Here is an 18,108-nt window from a genome sequence, read left to right on the forward strand (position 1 = left end):
GCCCCTGCGGCCGGAACCTCCGCCAGCTGTCACCTTCCAACCAGTAGGGACCGGACGTCGCCGGGCCCGACCGGTTCCGCCTTGGGGCGAGGAGGGCGATATGCGGCGCGTTCTGATCCTGATGCTTTTCATCGTTCCGCTTGGGCTGCAGGCCGGGGAAGCGCCGCGGGACGTCGACGGCGCGTTGACCGTCAATGTCTTCCAGGCCAAGCGCTTGCATGAGCTGGGGGCCGTGTTCATCGACGTGCGTCCCGGCCGCGAATGGTTGTGGGGGCACGTCGAAGGCGCGGTGCACTTCGACCTGGCCAGCGATTTCGCCAGCCTGGCCGACGCGCAATGGCCGCGCGAGCTACCGTTGGTGATCTACTGCGACAGCGAAGTCTGTCCGCGCAGCGCGCAGGCGGCGCGGATGGCCGTTGCCTGGGGTTATCAGCGGGTGTTCTATTTCCGCGAAGGCTACTTCGCCTGGCAGCTGCACGATTTCCCTCAGGTGACGGCGGCGGATACCACGTTCACCACGCTCAACGCCCGGGCCCATTGAGCAGGGGCAGCGACGGCGCCACCGACGTATCGCCGCCAGCGTCGAACCCGGGCGGGCATTTGCCCTTGAGATACCAGGCGAAGGCGATGATCTCCGCGATGGTCCGGTACAGCGTCTCGGGAATTTCATCGCCCAGCTCCAGGCGCGCGAGCAGTTTCACCAGCTCGGCATTCTCGTAGATCGGTACCTCGTGTTCGCGGGCGATGGCGAGGATGGCTTCGGCCAACTCGTCGTCGCCCTTGGCGGTCAGGCTTGGCGCGCTCACGCCATCGTAGCTGAGGGCGATTGCCTGGCGCGGGTTCTGGTCGTTCATGCGGTTTCATCCACGAAACGTTGTTCCAGCGTCGTGCGCGGCCCCTGTGGCGGAACACCCTGGCGACAGCTCAGTTCGCCGACGTCGAGCCCGGCGGCCTGGAGGCGGTCACGCAGGTGCGGGAGTTCGCTCGAGATCAGTTCGGCGGTGGCGCCGCGCTCCGCCCATAGCTGGCTGGACAGGGTGCCGCGCAGCAGCTGTGCCTGCACCTGAAGCGGGCCGAGCGGGGATACATCGAAGGCCAGCTCGATCTTCCAGAGGGTTTCGGGTGGTTCCCTGTCCTGCCGGGCGGGTTGATCCTCGCGCTGCAGCTTGATCTGCAGCGGCACGATATCGTGCTGGTCGCGCATCGGCAGTTCCAGTTGCCAGGTGGTGAGCAGGGCGCCGTCCGGGCCGACCTGGGTCTGGGCCAGGCTGGACAATTGGTGGGTCTGCAGCCGCGACACGGCCGCAGCGGCGAGTTTGAGCAGGAGTTCGAGGTCGGCCTCGTCTTCCAGGCCGGGCGGTAGTTTGCTGGGCAAGGGGAAGCCGACCGCCAATTGCCGCGGGCCGCCCTGGCCCAGCGCGCCCAGGGCGTTGCGGGCGAAGGCCGGCAACGCCTGGCCGATGGCGCCACCCGCTTGCGCGCTGGCCAGTGGTGTGCTGCCGGGCAGGTTGGGCATCTGTGCCAGCAGGCGCAGCAGCGCCGCCTTCAGGTCGCCATGCAGGCTCTCGGTCTGCCCGGCGAGCAGGCGGGCTTCGAAAAACACTCCGCTCTTGGCCAGGGCGGCGGCCAGGTTCTTGGCGTCGCCCAGTTGCTGCATGTCCGGGATCAGGCCGAGCAGCTTCTCGGCGGCGCCGCGCAGCCCTTCGGGTAACGTGCCGCCGGCACCCAGCAGCGCTTTGAACACGCCTTCCAGAGACGCCTGGCGGTTCTGCTGGGCGCCGAGCTGCTCGCTGAGGTGCAGTTGGTCGAGGCGTCCGCTCAGCGGCAGGAAGGCCAGCGACTGGCTGCCCTTGACCTGGGCGGTGAGCAGGCTGCCGAGGGGCAGTGGGTTGTTCGACTCGATGTTCAGCTTCTGCCCCGCCAATGGCGAATTGAGCAGGCTGAGCACGACCTTGAACACTGCCTGGCCGTCGCTCCCGGCCTGTTGGCTGGTTGCGACCACCCGGCCCTGGATCACGCTGCCAATCGGCAGTTGCTGCAGGTCGAGCGAGGAAACCGGTTGGCGTGCGGCTGGCTGCGGCGAGGCCAGCAGGCGGCTATCGGAGAGGGCGGTGATGGCATACGTGGTGCCGGGTGCCAACGCCTTGCTGCTGCTGGCCTCCAACGTGGCCTGGCGCCCGTTGCCCAGGGTCAGGCGCAGCACCAGCTGGAATGCCTGGCTGGCCTCCTTGAAGCTGACGATCTCGGCCTCGGCGCTCTCGCCGGCGCTGAGCAACCCCTGCATGGGCTGCAGCAGCTTCAGCGCCAGCTCGCTGGCCGCGACGGTTTGGCGCGGCGCGCTGGCCGGGGGCAGAGGTTGCGCACTCTTGATCTCGGTCATCTTTCCTCAAATGCTCTTACAACCTTTCGCGTTTGCGGCCTTTGGCGGCAAGGGTTGCCATGTATAATTCCGCCCGCCCGGTGCTGTCGCTGAGTATAGCGGCCGGGCTCTTTTCATCTTGAGGTGTCGCCAGCGTGTCAACTCCCTTTCTCGAAGCTGTGGCGCTCGCCTGCGAGCGGGACTGGCGCCTGCTCTTCGACAAGCTCGATCTGCGCCTCGATCCTGGGGAGATGCTGCAGATCGCCGGACCCAACGGCAGCGGCAAGACCAGCCTGCTGCGCCTGCTTTCCGGCTTGATGCAGCCGACCGCCGGCGACGTGCTGCTCAAGGGACAGCCGCTCGAGGCCCAGCGCAGCGAACTGGCACGCAACCTGTTGTGGATCGGCCATGCCGCGGGCATCAAGGGCCTGCTGACCGCGGAGGAGAACCTCACCTGGCTCTGCGCGCTGCATCAGCCGGCCAGCCGCGAAGCCATCTGGCAGGCCCTCGCTGCCGTAGGCCTGCGCGGTTTCGAGGATGTGCCGTGCCATACGCTCTCCGCCGGCCAGCAGCGTCGCGTCGGCCTGGCGCGCCTTTATCTCTCGCCGCCGCCGCTGTGGATTCTCGACGAGCCGTTCACCGCACTCGACAAGCATGGCGTCGCCCAACTGGAGCATCACCTGGCCGTCCATTGCGAACAGGGTGGCCTGGTGGTGTTGACCACACATCACAGCCTGACGGAAAAGCCCGCCGGCTATCGTGAACTGGATCTGGGACAACGGGCCGCATGAGCAGCGTGTTCACTCTCTTGCTGGCACGTGAAGCGCGCCTGCTGTTCCGCCGGCCGGCCGAACTGGCCAACCCGCTGGTGTTCTTCGCCATCGTCATCGCTTTGTTTCCGTTGGCGGTGGGGCCGGAAAGCAAACTGTTGCAAACCATTTCCCCGGGGCTGGTCTGGGTGGCGGCGCTGCTGGCCGTGCTGCTCTCGCTGGACGGGCTTTTCCGCAGTGATTTCGAGGACGGCTCGCTCGAACAGTGGGTCGTTTCGCCGCACCCCCTCGCGCTTCTGGTGCTCGCCAAGGTGCTGGCACACTGGGCTTTCTCCGGCCTGGCGCTGGTTCTGCTGGCGCCGTTGCTGGGGCTGATGCTCGGCCTGCCGCTGGGCACCCTGCCGGTGCTACTGATCTCGCTGCTGCTGGGGACACCGATTCTGAGTCTGCTGGGAGCGGTCGGCGCAGCCCTGACGGTGGGGCTCAAACGCGGTGGTCTGCTACTGGCGCTGTTGATCCTGCCGCTCTACATCCCGGTACTCATCCTTGGCAGCGGAGCACTGCAGGCAGCGTTGCAGGGACTGCCGGCGACCGGTCATCTATTATGGCTGGCCAGCCTGACCGCTTTGGCGGTTACGCTTACGCCTTTTGCGATAGCCGCCGGGCTGAAGATCAGCGTTGGCGAGTAGCGGTACATAACGATGGCCGGGGAACACATCCGGCTGGTGAAGTGATCGTCGAGGCCTGGCGTGCCGGGTTTCGCTGAATGATGAGTCATCCGATGAACTGGACATGGTTTCACAAGCTGGGCTCCCCCAAGTGGTTCTACGAGATCAGCGGCCGTTGGCTGCCGTGGCTGGCCTGGGCGGCGGCGCTGCTGGTCGGTGTCGGCGTGGTCTGGGCACTGGCCTTCGCCCCCGAGGACTACCAGCAGGGCAACAGCTTCCGGATCATCTACATCCACGTCCCCGCGGCGTTCCTCGCCCAATCGGTCTACGTGATGCTGGCGATCGCCGGCGTGGTCGGCCTGGTATGGAAGATGAAGCTCGCCGACGTCGCGCTGCAGCAGGCCGCGCCGATCGGCGCCTGGATGACTTTCATCGCGCTGCTCACCGGCGCGGTCTGGGGCAAGCCGACCTGGGGTGCCTGGTGGGTCTGGGACGCGCGCCTGACCTCGATGCTGATCCTGCTGTTCCTGTATTTCGGTGTGATCGCGCTGGGCCAGGCGATCAGCAACCGTGACAGCGCCGCCAAGGCCTGTGCGGTGCTGGCCATCGTCGGCGTGGTGAACATACCGATCATCAAGTACTCGGTGGAGTGGTGGAACACCCTGCACCAGCCAGCCACCTTCAAGGTCACCGAGAAGCCCGCGATGCCGGTGGAAATGTGGTTGCCGCTGCTGGTGATGGTGATCGGCTTCTACTGTTTCTTCGCCGCCGTGCTGTTGATGCGCATGCGCCTGGAAGTCCTGCGCCGCGAGTCGCGCGCCAGCTGGGTGAAGAGCGAGGTCAAGTCTCTGGTGGGGAATAACGCGTGAACTTTTCATCCTTCGCCGATTTCATCGCCATGGGCAATCATGGCGTGTATGTCTGGACCTCCTATGGCATCAGCCTGGCGGTACTGGTTCTCAACGTCGCACTGCCGATCCTGGCTCGCCGGCGTTACCTGCAAGATGAGGCGCGTCGTTTGCGCCGGGAGGAGTTGAAGTGAATCCGGTGCGCAAGAAGCGTCTTTTCATCGTGCTGGCGATTCTCGCCGGTGTCGGTATCGCCGTGGCGCTGGCGTTGTCTGCCCTGCAGCAGAACATCAACCTGTTCTACACGCCGAGCCAGATCGCCGCCGGTGAAGCCCCCGAGGGCACCCGGATCCGCGCGGGCGGCTTGGTCGAACAAGGTTCGGTGCAGCGCAGCAACGATTCGCTGAACGTATCCTTCCGCGTCACCGATGGTGCCGAGACGGTGACCATCACCTACCAGGGCATTCTCCCGGACCTGTTCCGCGAAGGGCAGGGCATCGTCGCGCTGGGGCGGGTCAATGCCGACGGCGTGCTGGTCGCCGACGAAGTGCTGGCCAAGCACGATGAGAACTACATGCCGCCGGAAGTCAGCCAGGCGCTCGAGAAGAGCGGCATGATGAAGCACTACGAGGGCGGCAAGCAGGAGTACGCGAAATGATTCCCGAGCTCGGCCATCTGGCGATGATCCTGGCGCTGTGCCTGGCGGCGGTCCAGGCCACGCTTCCGCTGATCGGCGCCTGGCGCGGCGACAGGCAGTGGATGGGGGTGGCCCAGCCAGCGGCCTGGGGCCAGTTCGCCTTTCTCGGCTTCGCCTTCGCCTGCCTGACCTATGCGTTCATGGCCGATGACTTCTCCGTGGCCTACGTTGCGCAGAACTCCAACAGCGCGCTGCCCTGGTACTACAAGTTCAGTGCGGTCTGGGGCGCCCATGAGGGGTCGCTGCTGCTCTGGGCTTTCATTCTCTCTGGCTGGACTTTCGCCGTGGCGATCTTCTCCCGGCAACTGCCCGAGGACATGCTGGCCCGCGTGCTGGGCGTGATGGGGCTGATCAGCGTCGGTTTCCTGCTGTTTCTCATTGTCACGTCCAATCCATTCGACCGCTTGCTGCCGCAATCGCCGATGGATGGCCGCGACCTGAATCCGCTGCTGCAGGATTTCGGCCTGGTCGTGCATCCGCCCATGCTCTACATGGGCTACGTCGGTTTCTCCGTGGCCTTCGCCTTCGCCATCGCCGCCTTGCTCGGCGGCCGCCTGGATGCTGCCTGGGCACGCTGGTCGCGGCCGTGGACGCTGGTGGCATGGTCGTTCCTCGGCATCGGCATCTCCCTGGGCTCCTGGTGGGCCTATTACGAGCTGGGCTGGGGCGGCTGGTGGTTCTGGGACCCGGTGGAAAACGCCTCCTTCATGCCCTGGCTGGTCGGCACCGCGCTGGTCCATTCGCTGGCCGTCACCGAGAAGCGCGGGGTGTTCAAGAGCTGGACCGTGCTGCTGGCGATCGCCGCTTTTTCGCTGAGCCTGCTCGGTACTTTCCTGGTGCGTTCCGGGGTGCTGACCTCGGTGCACGCCTTCGCCACCGATCCCGCGCGCGGGGTGTTCATCCTGGTCTTCCTGCTGATCGTGGTAGGGGGCTCGCTGACCCTGTTCGCGCTGCGGGCGCCGGTGGTCAAGAGCCAGGTAGGCTTCGGCCTGTGGTCGCGTGAGACGCTGCTGCTGGTGAACAACCTGCTGCTGATGGTCGCCACGGCGATGATTCTGCTCGGCACGCTCTATCCATTGCTGCTCGATGCGCTCTCCGGCGCCAAGCTGTCGGTGGGACCACCGTACTTCAACGCGATGTTCGTCCCGCTGATGGGGGCGCTGATGCTGGCGCTGGGCGTCGGCATCCTGGTGCGCTGGAAGGACACGCCGTTGAAGTGGCTGATCGGCATGCTCACGCCGGTGCTGATCACCAGCGTGATCCTTGGCGGTCTCGGATCCCTGGTTTTCGGCGACTTCAACTGGGCGGTGCTGGCCGTGTGCCTGTTGGCAGCCTGGGTGGTGCTCGCCAGTGTCCGCGACCTGCTCGACAAGGCCCGCCACAAGGGCTTGCTCAAAGGCGTGCGGAGCCTGGCGCCGAGTTACTGGGGCATGCACCTGGCACACCTGGGCCTGGCCGCCTGCGCCATGGGGGTGGTACTCACCAGCCACCAGAGTGCCGAGCGCGACCTGCGTCTGGCGCCGGGTGAGTCGCTGGAGCTGGGCGGCTACCACTTCGTCTTCGAGGGGGCGGCGCATCACGAAGGGCCGAACTTCACATCCGACAGGGCGACCATCCGCGTGCTCGATGGCGACAGGCAGATTGCCGTGCTGCATCCGGAGAAGCGCCTGTACACCGTACAGCAGATGCCGATGACCGAGGCTGGCATCGATCCCGGCTTCACCCGCGACCTCTATGTCGCGCTCGGCGAGCCGCTGGGCGATGGTGCCTGGGCCGTGCGGGTGCATATCAAGCCGTTCGTTCGCTGGATCTGGCTGGGCGGCCTGATGATGGCTCTGGGCGGGGTGCTGGCGGCCAGCGATCGCCGTTATCGAGTCAAGGTCAAAACCCGGGTGCGCGAAGTGCTGGGCCTGGCAGCGCAAGGAGCCTGATGTGAGAAGAGTGTTGATGTTGCTGCCGCTGGCGATCTTCCTGGTCGTGGCGGTGTTTCTCTATCGAGGCCTGTTCCTCGATCCGTCGGAGCTGCCTTCGGCGCTGATCGGCAAGCCGCTGCCGGCATTCTCGTTGCCGTCGGTAGAGGATGAGCAGCGCCTGATCGGCGACGCTGACCTGAAGGGCAAGCCGGCGCTGGTCAATGTCTGGGCTACCTGGTGTGTCGCCTGCAAGGTGGAGCATCCGGTGTTGAACCGGCTGGCGGAGCAGGGGGTGCTGATTTACGGCGTCAACTACAAGGACGACAACGCCGCGGCACAGAAGTGGCTGCGCGAATTCCATGATCCCTACCAGCTGAATATCCGTGACGAGCAGGGCACCCTCGGGTTGGACCTGGGGGTCTACGGTGCGCCGGAAACCTTCCTCATCGACAAGCAGGGCATCATTCGCCACAAGTTCGTCGGCGTGATCGATGATCGCGTCTGGCGCGAGCAACTGGCTGCGCTCTATCAGCAACTGGTGGACGAATGAAACGACTGACCCGTGCTGCGCTGCTCGGCTTGTTCCTCGCTGCGACTGCTCATGCCGCCATCGATACCTACGAGTTCAAGGACGAGGCCGAGCGCGAACGCTATCGCACCCTGACCGAAGAGCTGCGCTGTCCGAAGTGCCAGAACCAGAACATCGCCGATTCCAATGCGCCGATCGCCATGGACCTGCGCCAGGAAATCTTCCGTATGCTCGAGGAAGGGCAGAGCAACGACCAGATCGTCGACTACCTGGTCGCGCGGTATGGCGATTTCGTTCGTTACAAGCCGCCTGTGAACACCAAGACCCTTCTGCTCTGGTATGGCCCGGCGGGGCTGTTGGTACTGGGCTTCGGCATTCTCGTGGCGATCCTGGTTCGACGTCGCCGCATCGAGAATGCCCCGGCTTCGAACACTCTTTCCGAGGCCGAGCGCGAACGCCTCGCCAAGCTGCTGGATAAAAAAGACTCATGATCGATTTCTGGATCGCTGCCGGCGCGCTGCTGCTGGTGGCCTTGGCTTTTCTGCTGTTGCCCATCCTGCATGGCCGTCGTGCCCAGGCAGAGGAAGACCGTACTGCGTTGAACGTGGCCCTGTACGAAGAGCGGCTGGCCGAACTGGCGGCCCAGCATGCGGCCGGCACGCTGAGCGCCGAGCTGATGGAGGCGGGGCGTGCCGACGCTGCGCGGGAACTGCTGGACGATACCGAAGGCAGCGATACCCCGCGTGTCGCCAGGCTCGGGCGCAGTGTGCCTGTGGCCGTGGCGGTGCTGGTGCCGATCATCGCCTATGGGCTCTATATGCACTGGGGTTCCAGCGACAAGCTGGAACTGGCGCGGCAGTTCAGCGAGCAGCCGCGCACGATCGAAGAGATGACCGCGCGCCTCGAGAAGGCTGTGCAGGCGCAGCCGGATTCTGCCGAAGCCTGGTACTTCCTCGGCCGTACCTACATGAATCAGGAGCGTCCGGCCGATGCGGCCAAGGCTTTCGAGCGCGTCGTCGGGCTTGCCGGGCGCCAGCCGGAACTGCTTGGGCAGTGGGCGCAAGCGCTGTATTTCGCGCGCGACCGCCAGTGGACCGCCGAACTGCAGGCGCTCACCGACGAGGCGCTCAAAGGCGACCCACAGGAGGCGACCAGCCTCGGGCTGCTGGGCATCGCGGCCTTCGAGGATCAGCGTTATCAGGATGCCGTTCGCTTCTGGGAGCGGCTGGTCGCGGCCCTGCCCGAGGAAGACCCTTCCCGTGACGCCATCCGCGGCGGTATCGCCCGGGCGCGCGAGCAAATGGGCGAGCCGGCAGCCGCCTCGCCACGGCAGTCCGAAGCGGAATCCGCTGCGGTCACGCTGCAGGTAGAGGTTGCACTGGATCCCGAGGTCGCAAAGCAGGTTTCGCCCGGGGACAGCGTCTTCGTCTTCGCGCGAGCGGTATCGGGACCGGCGATTCCGCTGGCAGCCAAACGCCTGACGGTTGCCGATCTGCCTGCCCGTGTCAGCCTGGGCGATGCCGATGCGATGATGCCCTCGCTGAAGCTTTCCAACTTCGGGCAGATTACCCTGGTGGCACGGGTATCCCGTGAAGGCAACGCAACCAAAGGCGAGTGGCTGGGTCAAAGCGGAACGCTGGATACCGCCGGCGACCAGACCGAAGTGCGCTTGACCATCGACCGGGCCGATACGCCCTGACAACCCGGCATCTGACGGACGTGAGGATGAACGTGAAGGCCCCTGCTGTTGCACTTTCGCTCAAGGCGCTTGCGATGCTGGGGCTGGCGCTCCTGCTCGGTGCCTGTGCGGGCACGCCCTATGATTCCTCAAGGCAAGTCCCGCCGGCCAAACCGATACCTCGCGTGCCGGAACCCAGCGGGCCGGTCATTGCGCCACCGCCCATCCAGACACCGCCGGCGCCGCGACCACCTGCGACCCAGAAGAGCCATCCACGCTACGCGCCGCCGCCTCATGTGGCTGCGCACTGGGACAATCGCCTGGGCGTTTACGTCGTGGAAGGGCGTGACCTGTTCTATCGCGAGCGCCTGTACTACCGCTGGGATGGCGACTGGTACTGCTCGGGACGCCCTGACGGCCCCTGGGAGCCGGTTGCGCCGCCCAGCGTTCCACCGGGGCTGCGCGAACGCTACTAGTGGCCTGTTTGGCCGCCGCATCCGCTGTTTCTGTCGCTCTGCTGTCGACTCCGGCCCGCATCGATCGGCCGCGCCGCGAAGTTTTTCGCGCTCTTGACTAAAGGCCCAGGGGGTATTGCCGATACAGGAACAGCAGCATCTGATGCTGCGGTATTTCAGCTGGGCCGGCGACAGCCGCCGCAACGGGCCTCTGCCCCGGAGTCGATCATGAATGCTTCCGTCAAGCGCCTCGAAGAAACCGGCAGTGCATTGCGCGATGCGTTGGCTCAGCAGGACTGGGCTGCCATCAGCCTGCTCGACCGCGAATGCCGCCAAGCCGTCGAAGAGGCCATGCGGGAATCTTCGCGTGACGAAGTCATGATTCGCCAGCGCCTGCAGGAATTGCTGGGGCTCTATCGCGAGCTGGTGACCACCTGCCAGACCGAACAACGGCGTATCGCTGACGAATTGCTGCAGCTGAATCATTCTCGCCAAAGCGCCAAGGTCTACCAGCTGTTCGGTTGATCCCGTAACCACAGCGCGATCGTCGCCGCCAGCTACCATCGCGGCCGCTACCTTGCGGCTGCATCCTCCCCCGATTGATCTGCCGCTGCCGATCCGGCATGCGCTCATTCGGCATTAAATCATCGCCGGAAGTGTGGCATTATTGCGCCATCAGTCTGTTGTGCATTTGTGCCGATAGTGCTGCGGGAGCCGATACCCGTGCTTTTGGTCCATCTGCTCGTCAATGCATGAATTGAAATAGCGGAGCATGTCGCAATATGTTGGTTTTTTGCTTCTTCTTTAGTCGTTAATTCACGTCATAAATTTGACTCAGTTCATTTTTTTTCATTAACCTACTCGTTATCTGCCGTTGGTGTGATCGTCTCTCTTCCATGGATGCGAGCGCAGGCTTTCTTTCAGCCTATTTAGAGCCCTATAAACAAGATGTGGCGTGAAACCAAGATTTTGTTGATAGACGATGATAGTGACCGCCGTCGCGACCTGGCGGTCATCCTGAATTTCCTCAGTGAAGATCATCTGGCCTGTTCCAGTAATGAATGGCAGGACGCCGTCGCTCCCCTGGAGTCCAGTCGCGCCGTCATCGGGGTGATGCTGGGCGAAATCACCGCCAAAGGCGGTGCCGTCGAATTGATCAAGCAGATGGGCAAGTGGGACGAGAACGTGCCGCTGATGCTGATCGGCGAACCCGCTCCGGCGGATTGGCCGGAAGATGTGCGCCGTCGCGTGCTGACCAGCCTGGAAATGCCGCCCAGCTACAACAAGCTGCTCGATTCCCTGCACCGGGCGCAGATCTATCGCGAGATGTACGACCAGGCCAAGTCGCGCGGCCGGCAGCGCGAGCCCAACCTGTTCCGCAGCCTGGTCGGCACCAGCCGCGCCGTGCAGCACGTGCGGCAGATGATGCAGCAGGTGGCCGACACCGAAGCCAGCGTGTTGATCCTCGGCGAGTCCGGCACGGGCAAGGAAGTGGTCGCGCGCAACCTGCATTACCATTCCAAGCGCCGCCAGGGCCCGTTCGTGCCGGTCAACTGCGGTGCGATTCCGGCCGAGTTGCTGGAAAGCGAACTCTTCGGCCATGAGAAGGGCGCCTTCACCGGTGCGATCACGGCGCGTTCGGGACGTTTCGAGCTGGCCGAAGGTGGCACCCTGTTCCTCGACGAAATCGGCGACATGCCACTGCCGATGCAGGTCAAGCTGTTGCGCGTGCTGCAGGAGCGCACCTTCGAGCGTGTCGGCAGCAACCGTACGCAGAATGCCGACGTGCGGATCATCGCGGCGACCCACAAGGACCTCGAGAAGATGATCGAGGAAGGGACCTTCCGCGAAGATCTCTACTATCGCCTGAACGTCTTCCCCATCGAGATGGCGCCATTGCGCGAGCGGGTCGAGGACATCCCCCTGCTGATGAACGAGCTGATCTCGCGCATGGAGCACGAGAAGCGCGGTTCGATTCGCTTCAACTCGGCCGCCATCATGTCGCTCTGCCGCCATGACTGGCCGGGCAACGTGCGCGAGCTGGCCAACCTCGTCGAGCGCATGGCGATCATGCATCCCTACGGCGTCATCGGGGTGATGGAGCTGCCGAAGAAGTTCCGCCATGTCGATGACGATGACGAGCAGTACGCCAGCAGCCTGCATGACGAAATGGAAGAGCGTGCCGCGATCAGCGCGCCGATGGCGGTTCCCGAAGCCCAGGCGATGCTGCCGATCGAGGGGCTCGATCTCAAGGAGTACCTCGGCAACCTCGAGCAGGGCCTCATTCACCAGGCCCTGGAGGATGCCGGTGGCGTGGTGGCGCGGGCTGCCGAGCGGCTGCGTATCCGTCGTACCACACTGGTGGAGAAGATGCGCAAGTACGGCATGAATCGGCGCGACGACGATAACGGCGAATAACTCTCGCGGTGATTCTGCAGCGAGGCCGCCATGAAGGCGGCCTCGCTTCGTATCGGTTTCCACTTCTGTCCTTGCCGCTGCATGCCGCAGTGGCTTTCACGCGTTTCCATGCATCTGGCGACGGCACGAAGATTGCTCCGGTCACGGGACCGACCATCTTTTGACAGGCGTGAGTGAGACAGTGAATTCCGTCACCAGCCGATCCGCAGAGCCGTTCGATCCCGCCAGCGCGCTCGAGCTGAGCCAGTCCCTCGAGCTGTTCCGCCAGGTGTCCGGGCAACTGGACGAGTCCCAGGGGCTGTTGCAGGCCCATGTCGCCGAACTCCAGGGGCAGCTTGCCGAGGCCAGCGCGCAGCGCCGGCAGGAACTCGAAGAAAAGGAAAGGCTGGCCCAGCGGCTGCAGAACGTGTTGGACCTGCTGCCCGGCGGCGTCATCGTGATCGATGGACACGGGGTCGTGCGTGAGGCCAATCCGGTGGCGCTGGAACTGCTCGGCGAGCCGCTGGAGGGCGCCCTATGGCGTGACGTCATCGCCCGCAGCTTCGCCCCGCGCAAGGACGATGGCCACGAGATCTCGTTGCGCAACGGCCGGCGCCTGTCGATCGCCACGCGCTCGCTCAGCGGCGAGCCCGGCCAACTGGTGCTGCTGACCGATCTCACCGAAACACGGCGCCTGCAGGACCAGCTGGCGCGCCATGAGCGCTTGTCGTCGCTGGGGCGCATGGTGGCTTCCCTGGCCCATCAGATCCGCACGCCGCTATCGACCGCGCTGCTCTATGCCAGTCATCTGGAGCAGGGCGGCCTTACCGATGAGCAGCAGCAGCGTTTCGCCGGCCGACTGAAGGATCGCCTGCACGAGCTGGAGCACCAGGTACGCGACATGCTGATTTTCGCTCGTGGCGACCTGCCGCTGGATGATCGTGTGAGTCCGGCGGCGCTGCTGGCGGCGCTGCGGAGCGCGGCGGAGCCGCAGTTGCGGGGCGTGGCCTTGCGTTGGCAGTGCGACGTGCATGGCGCCGAACTACTCTGCAACCGCGACACCCTGGTCGGCGCATTGCTGAATCTGCTCGAAAATGCGCAGCAGGCTGCCGGCAGCGACCTGCGCCTGAAAATCCATGGCTATCGCCGTGGTTCCATGCTGCGCTTGTGCATCAGCGACAACGGCCAGGGGATCGATAGCGCCACGCTGGCGCGTCTCGGCGAGCCGTTCTTCACCACCAAGGCCACCGGCACCGGGCTGGGGCTGGCAGTGGTCAAGGCGGTGGCAAGGGCCCATCGAGGCGAATTGCAACTGTTCTCGCGCCCGGGCCGCGGGACCTGCGCCTTGCTGACGCTGCCACTGATCACCGTCGAACGGAAGCCGGAGTGACCTGCATGACCGCCAAGATACTGCTGGTCGAAGACGACCGCTCGCTGCGCGAAGCCCTGGGTGACACCCTGCAACTGGGCGGCTACGAGCACCGTGCCGTCGATTGCGCCGAGGCGGCGCTGGCCGCCTTGCAGCAAGAACCGTTCGGCCTGGTCATCAGCGACGTGAACATGCCCGGCATGGACGGCCATGCGCTGCTGGGGGTGATCCGGCAGCGCCATCCGCAACTGCCGGTGCTGCTGATGACCGCTTTCGGCGCGGTGGCCAGGGCCGTCGACGCGATGCGCCAGGGTGCCGCGGATTATCTGGTCAAGCCGTTCGAGCCGAAAACCCTGCTCGATCTTCTCGCGCAGCATGTCAATGGCCGCCTCGGCGCTGGCGAGCCGGAGGGGCCGGTGGCCTGTGAACCGGCCAGCCAGCAGTTGCTCGGCCTTGCCGCACGCGTTGCGCAAAGCGATTCGACGGTGCTGATTTCCGGCGAGTCGGGTACCGGCAAGGAAGTGCTGGCACGCTACATCCACCAGCAGTCGCCGCGAGCCGCCAGGCCGTTCATCGCCATCAACTGTGCCGCGATCCCGGACAACATGCTGGAGGCCACGCTGTTCGGCCACGAGAAGGGCGCCTTCACCGGCGCCATCGCCAGCCAGCCGGGCAAGTTCGAGCTGGCCGACGGCGGCACGCTGCTGCTCGACGAGATTTCCGAGATGCCGCTGGCATTGCAGGCCAAGTTGCTGCGCGTATTGCAGGAGAGGGAAGTCGAGCGGGTTGGCGCGCGCAAACCGATCACGCTGGACATCCGCGTACTGGCCACCACCAATCGCGATCTGGCCGGGGAGGTGGCCGCCGGGCGTTTCCGCGAGGATCTGTTCTACCGTCTTTCCGTCTTCCCCCTGGCCTGGTCGCCGCTGCGCCAGCGTCCGGCCGATATCCTGCCGCTGGCCGAGCGCCTGCTGGCCAGCCACGCCAGGAAGATGCATCAGATTGCGCCACGGCTTTCCAGCGAGGCGCAACGTTGCCTGCTGGAGCATGCCTGGCCCGGTAATGTGCGTGAGTTGGACAATGCCATCCAGCGGGCGCTGATTCTCCAGCAGGGCGGCCAGATCCAGCCGCATGACCTCTGCCTGGGCGCGTCGATCGGCCTGGCGAGCATGCCGGCCACGGTCATGCCGCCAGCCCCTGCGGCGACCATGCCGGCTGCACCGATAGCCGAGGCGGGCGGGGTGCTGGGCGAGGACCTGCGGCGCCGCGAGTTCCAGCTGATCATCGATACCCTGCGTGCCGAGCGTGGTCGGCGCAAGGAGACTGCCGACCGCCTGGGTATCAGTGCCCGCACGCTGCGCTACAAGCTGGCGCAGATGCGCGATGCCGGGATGGACGTGGAGGCTTCGCTCTACGCCGGCTGAGCCCGCCTGGGCGCGTGCCCGGTCTGCTAAGCTGCCTGCCGTCACGACGATGGAGAATCCAAAGTGGATGCAGGCTTCTGGCAGGGGCGTTGGGCCCGTAACGAAATCGGTTTTCATCTCGAACAGGTCCATCCCGGGCTGCGCCGTCACTGGCCTCGGCTGGAGCTCCCGGAGGGTGCTGGGGTGCTGGTGCCGCTGTGCGGCAAGAGCCTGGATCTGGCCTGGCTCGCGGGGCAGGGCTTCAACGTGCTGGGCGTGGAGTTGAGCGAGAAGGCGGTCGAGGCGTTCTTCGCCGAGCAGCAGCTCGAAGCCGAGGTTTCCCAGGCCGGCGCCTTCCGGGTCTATCGTTCGGGCGCCCTGGAGATTCGTTGCGGCGATTTCTTCGCGCTTGGCGCCGCCGATGTCGCGACCTGCCAGGGCGTCTACGACCGCGCGGCCCTGATCGCGCTACCGCCGCCGATGCGCCGCCGTTATGCGACGCACCTGTCGACGATCCTTCCGGCCGATTGCCAGCAGTTGCTGGTCACCCTGGATTACGACCAGCAGCAGATGGACGGGCCGCCTTTTGCCGTCGCTGAGGCCGAAGTGAAGGCGCTGTATGCACCCAGCTGGCAAGTGGAGCAGCTCGAAGCCAAGGAGGTCCTGGAGCGCAACCCGAAGATGCGCGAGCGGGGGCTGCAGCGGCTGGAAGAGCGGTTTTACCGGCTGCGGCGGTAGGTTGGGTTGAGCCGCTCAGCGGCGAAGCCCACCGTCTCATCGAAGCCCGGGCCGCGCGATGGCCTCGCGTATCGCTCGTTGGGCTTCGCTTCGTTCAGCCCAACCTACGTGGATAAGCCGATCAGCCTTCGGCCTGCAGGCGGCGGATGAAAATGTCCGCCTCGTCGATGGCGCGTTGCATGTCGGCCACCAACTGGTCGACGTTGCTCTGTAGCGCGCGGTATTCGCCGTGCAGTGCGCCGATGGCGCGGGCGTTGAGGTTGTGCTTGAGGAACAGCACCTGATCGCGCAGCACGCTGAGCACCGGCTCGATACGCTGTTCGGCGGCCTTCATGCGTTGCAGCAGGGTGCGGTATTCGGCGCGGGTGCGGCTCAGTTCCTTGGCGCTGGCGGCCTTCAGGCTGGCGTTGCTGTACTGCTTGAGCTCGCCTTCCCATTCCTTGAACAGGGCGTCGGCGACATCCTCCACCGCTTCGATGCGGCTGCGCACGTTGCGGGCGCTGGCCATGCTGGCCTCGTATTCGCGATCGAGCGCATCGTAGCGCTTCTCCAGATCGCCGCCCTGTACCTCGACGACGCTGCGATAACGCTCCAGGGCATCCTTGAACTGCTCCTTGGCCTCCTGCTGGGCATCGCGGGCATCCTCGACCCGGTCGACGAGAATGTCGCGCTTGTGGATGCCGGCTTTTTCCAGCGCCGAGTAATAGGTACTCTGGCAACCGCCGAGGGCGAGCAGGGCGCAGCAGGTGAGAATGAGTCGGCGCATGGCTATTCCTTGTATGCGGGGCAGTCGAAAGCATAGACAAACGAAAAGGGCGACTTGCGTCGCCCTTGCTGTCTCGGTATCCGCTTAGCCGCGCTGGCGCAGCGCCTCGATACGGTCTTCCAGCGGCGGGTGGCTCATGAGCAATCCGGCCAGGCCGTGCTTCAGCGAGCCATTGATGCCGAACGCCTTGAGGCTGTCGGGCATGTGCACCGGCAGGCCCTGCTCGGCGCGCAGGCGCTGCAGGGCGCCGATCATGGCGCTGGTGCCGGCCAGCTGGGCGCCGGCTTCGTCGGCGCGGTATTCGCGTTTGCGCGAGAACCACATGACGATGATGCTGGCGAGGATGCCCAGTACCAGTTCGGCGAAGATGGTCGCGACGAAGTAACCGATGCCGTGGCCTTCCTCGTTCTTGAGGATCGCCTTGTCGACGAAATTGCCGAAGATCCGCGCGAAGAACATCACGAAGGTGTTCACCACGCCCTGGATCAGTGCCAGGGTGACCATGTCGCCATTGGCCACGTGGCCGATCTCGTGGGCCAGGACCGCCTTCACTTCATCCGGCGAGAAGCGCTCCAGCAATCCCTGGCTGACGGCGACCAGAGCATCGTTGCGATTCCAGCCGGTGGCGAAGGCGTTGGCTTCGTAAGCGGGGAAGATGCCGACTTCCGGCATCTTGATGCCGGCATCGCGCGACAACTGCTCGACGGTCTGCAGCAGCCATTGCTCGTGGCGGGTGCGCGGCTGGCTGATGATTTCGGTGCGGGTGCTCATCTTCGCCATCCACTTGGAGATGAACAGCGACACCAGCGAGCCGGCGAAACCGAAGACCGCGCAGAAGACCAGCAGGCTGCCGTAGTTCTGGCCGGTATAGCGATCGACCCCGAGCAGCTTGAGGGTGATGCTGGCGATGACCAGTACCGCAAGGTTGGTGGCCAGGAACAAGAAAATGCGCATCATGTTGCGGCAGACTCCAGGGTAGGAATTGAAGAACGATAGGCTATATAAGGCTCGCCCTTGAGCTATTCAACCGAGCGACTATTTCAAGCTATGTCGCCTGCCCGGCCAGGCTGTCGCGCAACGCTGCGCCCGACTCGTTCTCGAATAGCAGGCGGGTCAGGCGGGCGATGCGCTCGCCATGGCCGCTCTTCAATGCCTCGCGGAGCTGGTGGGCAAGGCTGGCATGGATACGCTGCACGCTGGGTGGCAGGCCCGGGTCGCCGTCGAGAGATCCGGGCACGCCGCGGGTCAGGCGCAGGAAACCTTTTTCGCTGAGCACCGCCTGGTCCAGCGCCTGGAACTGGATGGTGCTCTCGAAGCGCAGGTAGCCTTCCTCGGCCAGCCAGAGCAGGGCGCCGAGACAGCTCTGGTGGCGCTTGCTGGGCAGGCCGAATTCGTCTGGCTCCTCATGCCCGATCAGGTCCTCGACGTACAGTGCGATCCTGCGCGGGAAGGCCTGATAGAGCATCAGCAGGGCGCCGGCTGCATCCTTGTAGAAGTCGTCGATCTGCAGGTCCATCG

General features: G+C 65.0%; 21 protein-coding genes. 16 read left to right on the forward strand and 5 right to left on the reverse strand.

Annotated features, from left to right (window positions below; all coding sequences use genetic code 11):
* The first annotated feature begins 100 nt into the window (after positions 1-100).
* Positions 101-541, forward strand: coding sequence for a rhodanese-like domain-containing protein (locus tag CXK94_RS05615; RefSeq protein WP_037042781.1), 441 nt, complete (start codon positions 101-103; stop codon positions 539-541).
* Here CXK94_RS05615 and CXK94_RS05620 read toward each other — a convergent pair.
* Both CXK94_RS05620 and CXK94_RS05625 read right to left on the reverse strand, forming a co-directional pair.
* Positions 522-854 (reverse strand): EscU/YscU/HrcU family type III secretion system export apparatus switch protein, encoded by a 333-nt coding sequence (locus CXK94_RS05620; RefSeq protein ID WP_037042783.1) that lies wholly within the window; start codon positions 852-854, stop codon positions 522-524. The two genes, CXK94_RS05615 and CXK94_RS05620, sit on opposite strands and share 20 nt — an antisense overlap.
* Complete coding sequence (locus CXK94_RS05625; RefSeq protein WP_102893577.1) at positions 851-2,380, reverse strand: flagellar hook-length control protein FliK; 1,530 nt, start codon at positions 2,378-2,380, stop codon at positions 851-853. The genes CXK94_RS05620 and CXK94_RS05625 overlap by 4 nt, the downstream gene beginning before the upstream one ends.
* Positions 2,381-2,514: 134 nt before the next feature.
* Here CXK94_RS05625 and ccmA point away from each other — a divergent pair, with 134 nt between their 5' ends.
* The 15 genes from ccmA (at position 2,515) to CXK94_RS05700 (ending at position 15,824) form a co-directional block, all read left to right on the forward strand.
* On the forward strand, positions 2,515-3,150 hold the full coding sequence (gene ccmA / locus CXK94_RS05630; RefSeq protein ID WP_102893578.1) for a cytochrome c biogenesis heme-transporting ATPase CcmA: 636 nt from the start codon (positions 2,515-2,517) through the stop codon (positions 3,148-3,150).
* Positions 3,147-3,818 carry a heme exporter protein CcmB gene (gene ccmB, locus CXK94_RS05635; protein ID WP_102893579.1) on the forward strand — a complete coding sequence of 224 codons (672 nt, stop codon included), beginning with the start codon at positions 3,147-3,149 and terminating at the stop codon, positions 3,816-3,818. The genes ccmA and ccmB overlap by 4 nt, the downstream gene beginning before the upstream one ends.
* A gap of 92 nt (positions 3,819-3,910) precedes the next feature.
* A complete protein-coding gene (locus CXK94_RS05640) occupies positions 3,911-4,666 on the forward strand; it encodes a heme ABC transporter permease (protein WP_037042790.1) in 756 nt (251 codons plus the stop codon).
* The gene (ccmD, locus tag CXK94_RS05645) at positions 4,663-4,839 is read left to right on the forward strand and encodes a heme exporter protein CcmD (RefSeq protein ID WP_037042792.1); all 177 of its coding nucleotides are present in this window, start codon (positions 4,663-4,665) and stop codon (positions 4,837-4,839) included. Before CXK94_RS05640 ends, ccmD begins: the two co-directional genes overlap by 4 nt.
* Complete coding sequence (gene ccmE, locus CXK94_RS05650; protein ID WP_102893580.1) at positions 4,836-5,303, forward strand: cytochrome c maturation protein CcmE; 468 nt, start codon at positions 4,836-4,838, stop codon at positions 5,301-5,303. The genes ccmD and ccmE overlap by 4 nt, the downstream gene beginning before the upstream one ends.
* On the forward strand, positions 5,300-7,273 hold the full coding sequence (locus CXK94_RS05655) for a heme lyase CcmF/NrfE family subunit (RefSeq protein WP_102893581.1): 1,974 nt from the start codon (positions 5,300-5,302) through the stop codon (positions 7,271-7,273). The genes ccmE and CXK94_RS05655 overlap by 4 nt, the downstream gene beginning before the upstream one ends.
* Positions 7,274-7,289: 16 nt before the next feature.
* Complete coding sequence (locus CXK94_RS05660) at positions 7,290-7,805, forward strand: DsbE family thiol:disulfide interchange protein (protein WP_272888737.1); 516 nt, start codon at positions 7,290-7,292, stop codon at positions 7,803-7,805.
* Positions 7,802-8,275 carry a cytochrome c-type biogenesis protein gene (locus CXK94_RS05665; protein ID WP_037042796.1) on the forward strand — a complete coding sequence of 158 codons (474 nt, stop codon included), beginning with the start codon at positions 7,802-7,804 and terminating at the stop codon, positions 8,273-8,275. Before CXK94_RS05660 ends, CXK94_RS05665 begins: the two co-directional genes overlap by 4 nt.
* A complete protein-coding gene (ccmI, locus tag CXK94_RS05670; protein WP_102893582.1) occupies positions 8,272-9,483 on the forward strand; it encodes a c-type cytochrome biogenesis protein CcmI in 1,212 nt (403 codons plus the stop codon). Before CXK94_RS05665 ends, ccmI begins: the two co-directional genes overlap by 4 nt.
* Positions 9,484-9,509: 26 nt before the next feature.
* On the forward strand, positions 9,510-9,938 hold the full coding sequence (locus tag CXK94_RS05675) for a hypothetical protein (RefSeq protein ID WP_102893583.1): 429 nt from the start codon (positions 9,510-9,512) through the stop codon (positions 9,936-9,938).
* Between the two features lie 207 nt (positions 9,939-10,145).
* Positions 10,146-10,442, forward strand: a complete 297-nt coding sequence (fliT, locus tag CXK94_RS05680) for a flagellar protein FliT (protein WP_037042800.1) — start codon at positions 10,146-10,148, stop codon at positions 10,440-10,442.
* A gap of 423 nt (positions 10,443-10,865) precedes the next feature.
* Positions 10,866-12,335 carry a sigma-54 dependent transcriptional regulator gene (locus CXK94_RS05685; protein WP_037042803.1) on the forward strand — a complete coding sequence of 490 codons (1,470 nt, stop codon included), beginning with the start codon at positions 10,866-10,868 and terminating at the stop codon, positions 12,333-12,335.
* A gap of 181 nt (positions 12,336-12,516) precedes the next feature.
* Positions 12,517-13,704 (forward strand): sensor histidine kinase, encoded by a 1,188-nt coding sequence (locus CXK94_RS05690; protein WP_102893584.1) that lies wholly within the window; start codon positions 12,517-12,519, stop codon positions 13,702-13,704.
* Positions 13,705-13,709: 5 nt separating this feature from the next.
* Complete coding sequence (locus CXK94_RS05695) at positions 13,710-15,107, forward strand: sigma-54-dependent transcriptional regulator (RefSeq protein ID WP_102893796.1); 1,398 nt, start codon at positions 13,710-13,712, stop codon at positions 15,105-15,107.
* Between the two features lie 63 nt (positions 15,108-15,170).
* The gene (locus CXK94_RS05700) at positions 15,171-15,824 is read left to right on the forward strand and encodes a thiopurine S-methyltransferase (protein WP_102893585.1); all 654 of its coding nucleotides are present in this window, start codon (positions 15,171-15,173) and stop codon (positions 15,822-15,824) included.
* A gap of 121 nt (positions 15,825-15,945) precedes the next feature.
* Here the strand turns inward: CXK94_RS05700 and CXK94_RS05705 are convergent, their stop codons facing one another.
* The 3 genes from CXK94_RS05705 to CXK94_RS05715 all read right to left on the reverse strand — a co-directional run bounded on the left by CXK94_RS05705 (position 15,946) and on the right by CXK94_RS05715 (position 18,106).
* Positions 15,946-16,590: a DUF2959 domain-containing protein gene (locus tag CXK94_RS05705; RefSeq protein WP_102893586.1), complete on the reverse strand. Its 645-nt coding sequence runs from the start codon at positions 16,588-16,590 to the stop codon at positions 15,946-15,948.
* A gap of 84 nt (positions 16,591-16,674) precedes the next feature.
* Complete coding sequence (gene htpX, locus CXK94_RS05710; protein ID WP_037042807.1) at positions 16,675-17,547, reverse strand: protease HtpX; 873 nt, start codon at positions 17,545-17,547, stop codon at positions 16,675-16,677.
* 88 nt (positions 17,548-17,635) lie between these two features.
* Positions 17,636-18,106 carry a hypothetical protein gene (locus CXK94_RS05715; protein WP_037042809.1) on the reverse strand — a complete coding sequence of 157 codons (471 nt, stop codon included), beginning with the start codon at positions 18,104-18,106 and terminating at the stop codon, positions 17,636-17,638.
* Positions 18,107-18,108: the final 2 nt, after the last annotated feature.

The organism is Stutzerimonas stutzeri (assembly GCF_002890915.1).
GTDB classification, from domain to species: Bacteria; Pseudomonadota; Gammaproteobacteria; order Pseudomonadales; family Pseudomonadaceae; genus Stutzerimonas; species Stutzerimonas stutzeri_AF.

Bases quoted from the DNA above. Each gene is read 5' to 3' on its own strand.
- CXK94_RS05615 (WP_037042781.1), top strand. From the start codon at position 101: ATGCGGCGCGTTCTGATCCTGATGCTTTTCATCGTTCCGCTTGGGCTG.
- CXK94_RS05620 (WP_037042783.1), bottom strand. From the start codon at position 854: ATGAACGACCAGAACCCGCGCCAGGCAATCGCCCTCAGCTACGATGGC.
- CXK94_RS05625 (WP_102893577.1), bottom strand. From the start codon at position 2,380: ATGACCGAGATCAAGAGTGCGCAACCTCTGCCCCCGGCCAGCGCGCCG.
- ccmB (WP_102893579.1), top strand. From the start codon at position 3,147: ATGAGCAGCGTGTTCACTCTCTTGCTGGCACGTGAAGCGCGCCTGCTG.
- CXK94_RS05640 (WP_037042790.1), top strand. From the start codon at position 3,911: ATGAACTGGACATGGTTTCACAAGCTGGGCTCCCCCAAGTGGTTCTAC.
- CXK94_RS05655 (WP_102893581.1), top strand. From the start codon at position 5,300: ATGATTCCCGAGCTCGGCCATCTGGCGATGATCCTGGCGCTGTGCCTG.
- CXK94_RS05660 (WP_272888737.1), top strand. From the start codon at position 7,290: ATGTTGCTGCCGCTGGCGATCTTCCTGGTCGTGGCGGTGTTTCTCTAT.
- CXK94_RS05665 (WP_037042796.1), top strand. From the start codon at position 7,802: ATGAAACGACTGACCCGTGCTGCGCTGCTCGGCTTGTTCCTCGCTGCG.
- ccmI (WP_102893582.1), top strand. From the start codon at position 8,272: ATGATCGATTTCTGGATCGCTGCCGGCGCGCTGCTGCTGGTGGCCTTG.
- CXK94_RS05675 (WP_102893583.1), top strand. From the start codon at position 9,510: ATGAACGTGAAGGCCCCTGCTGTTGCACTTTCGCTCAAGGCGCTTGCG.
- fliT (WP_037042800.1), top strand. From the start codon at position 10,146: ATGAATGCTTCCGTCAAGCGCCTCGAAGAAACCGGCAGTGCATTGCGC.
- CXK94_RS05685 (WP_037042803.1), top strand. From the start codon at position 10,866: ATGTGGCGTGAAACCAAGATTTTGTTGATAGACGATGATAGTGACCGC.
- CXK94_RS05695 (WP_102893796.1), top strand. From the start codon at position 13,710: ATGACCGCCAAGATACTGCTGGTCGAAGACGACCGCTCGCTGCGCGAA.
- CXK94_RS05705 (WP_102893586.1), bottom strand. From the start codon at position 16,590: ATGCGCCGACTCATTCTCACCTGCTGCGCCCTGCTCGCCCTCGGCGGT.
- htpX (WP_037042807.1), bottom strand. From the start codon at position 17,547: ATGATGCGCATTTTCTTGTTCCTGGCCACCAACCTTGCGGTACTGGTC.
- CXK94_RS05715 (WP_037042809.1), bottom strand. From the start codon at position 18,106: ATGGACCTGCAGATCGACGACTTCTACAAGGATGCAGCCGGCGCCCTG.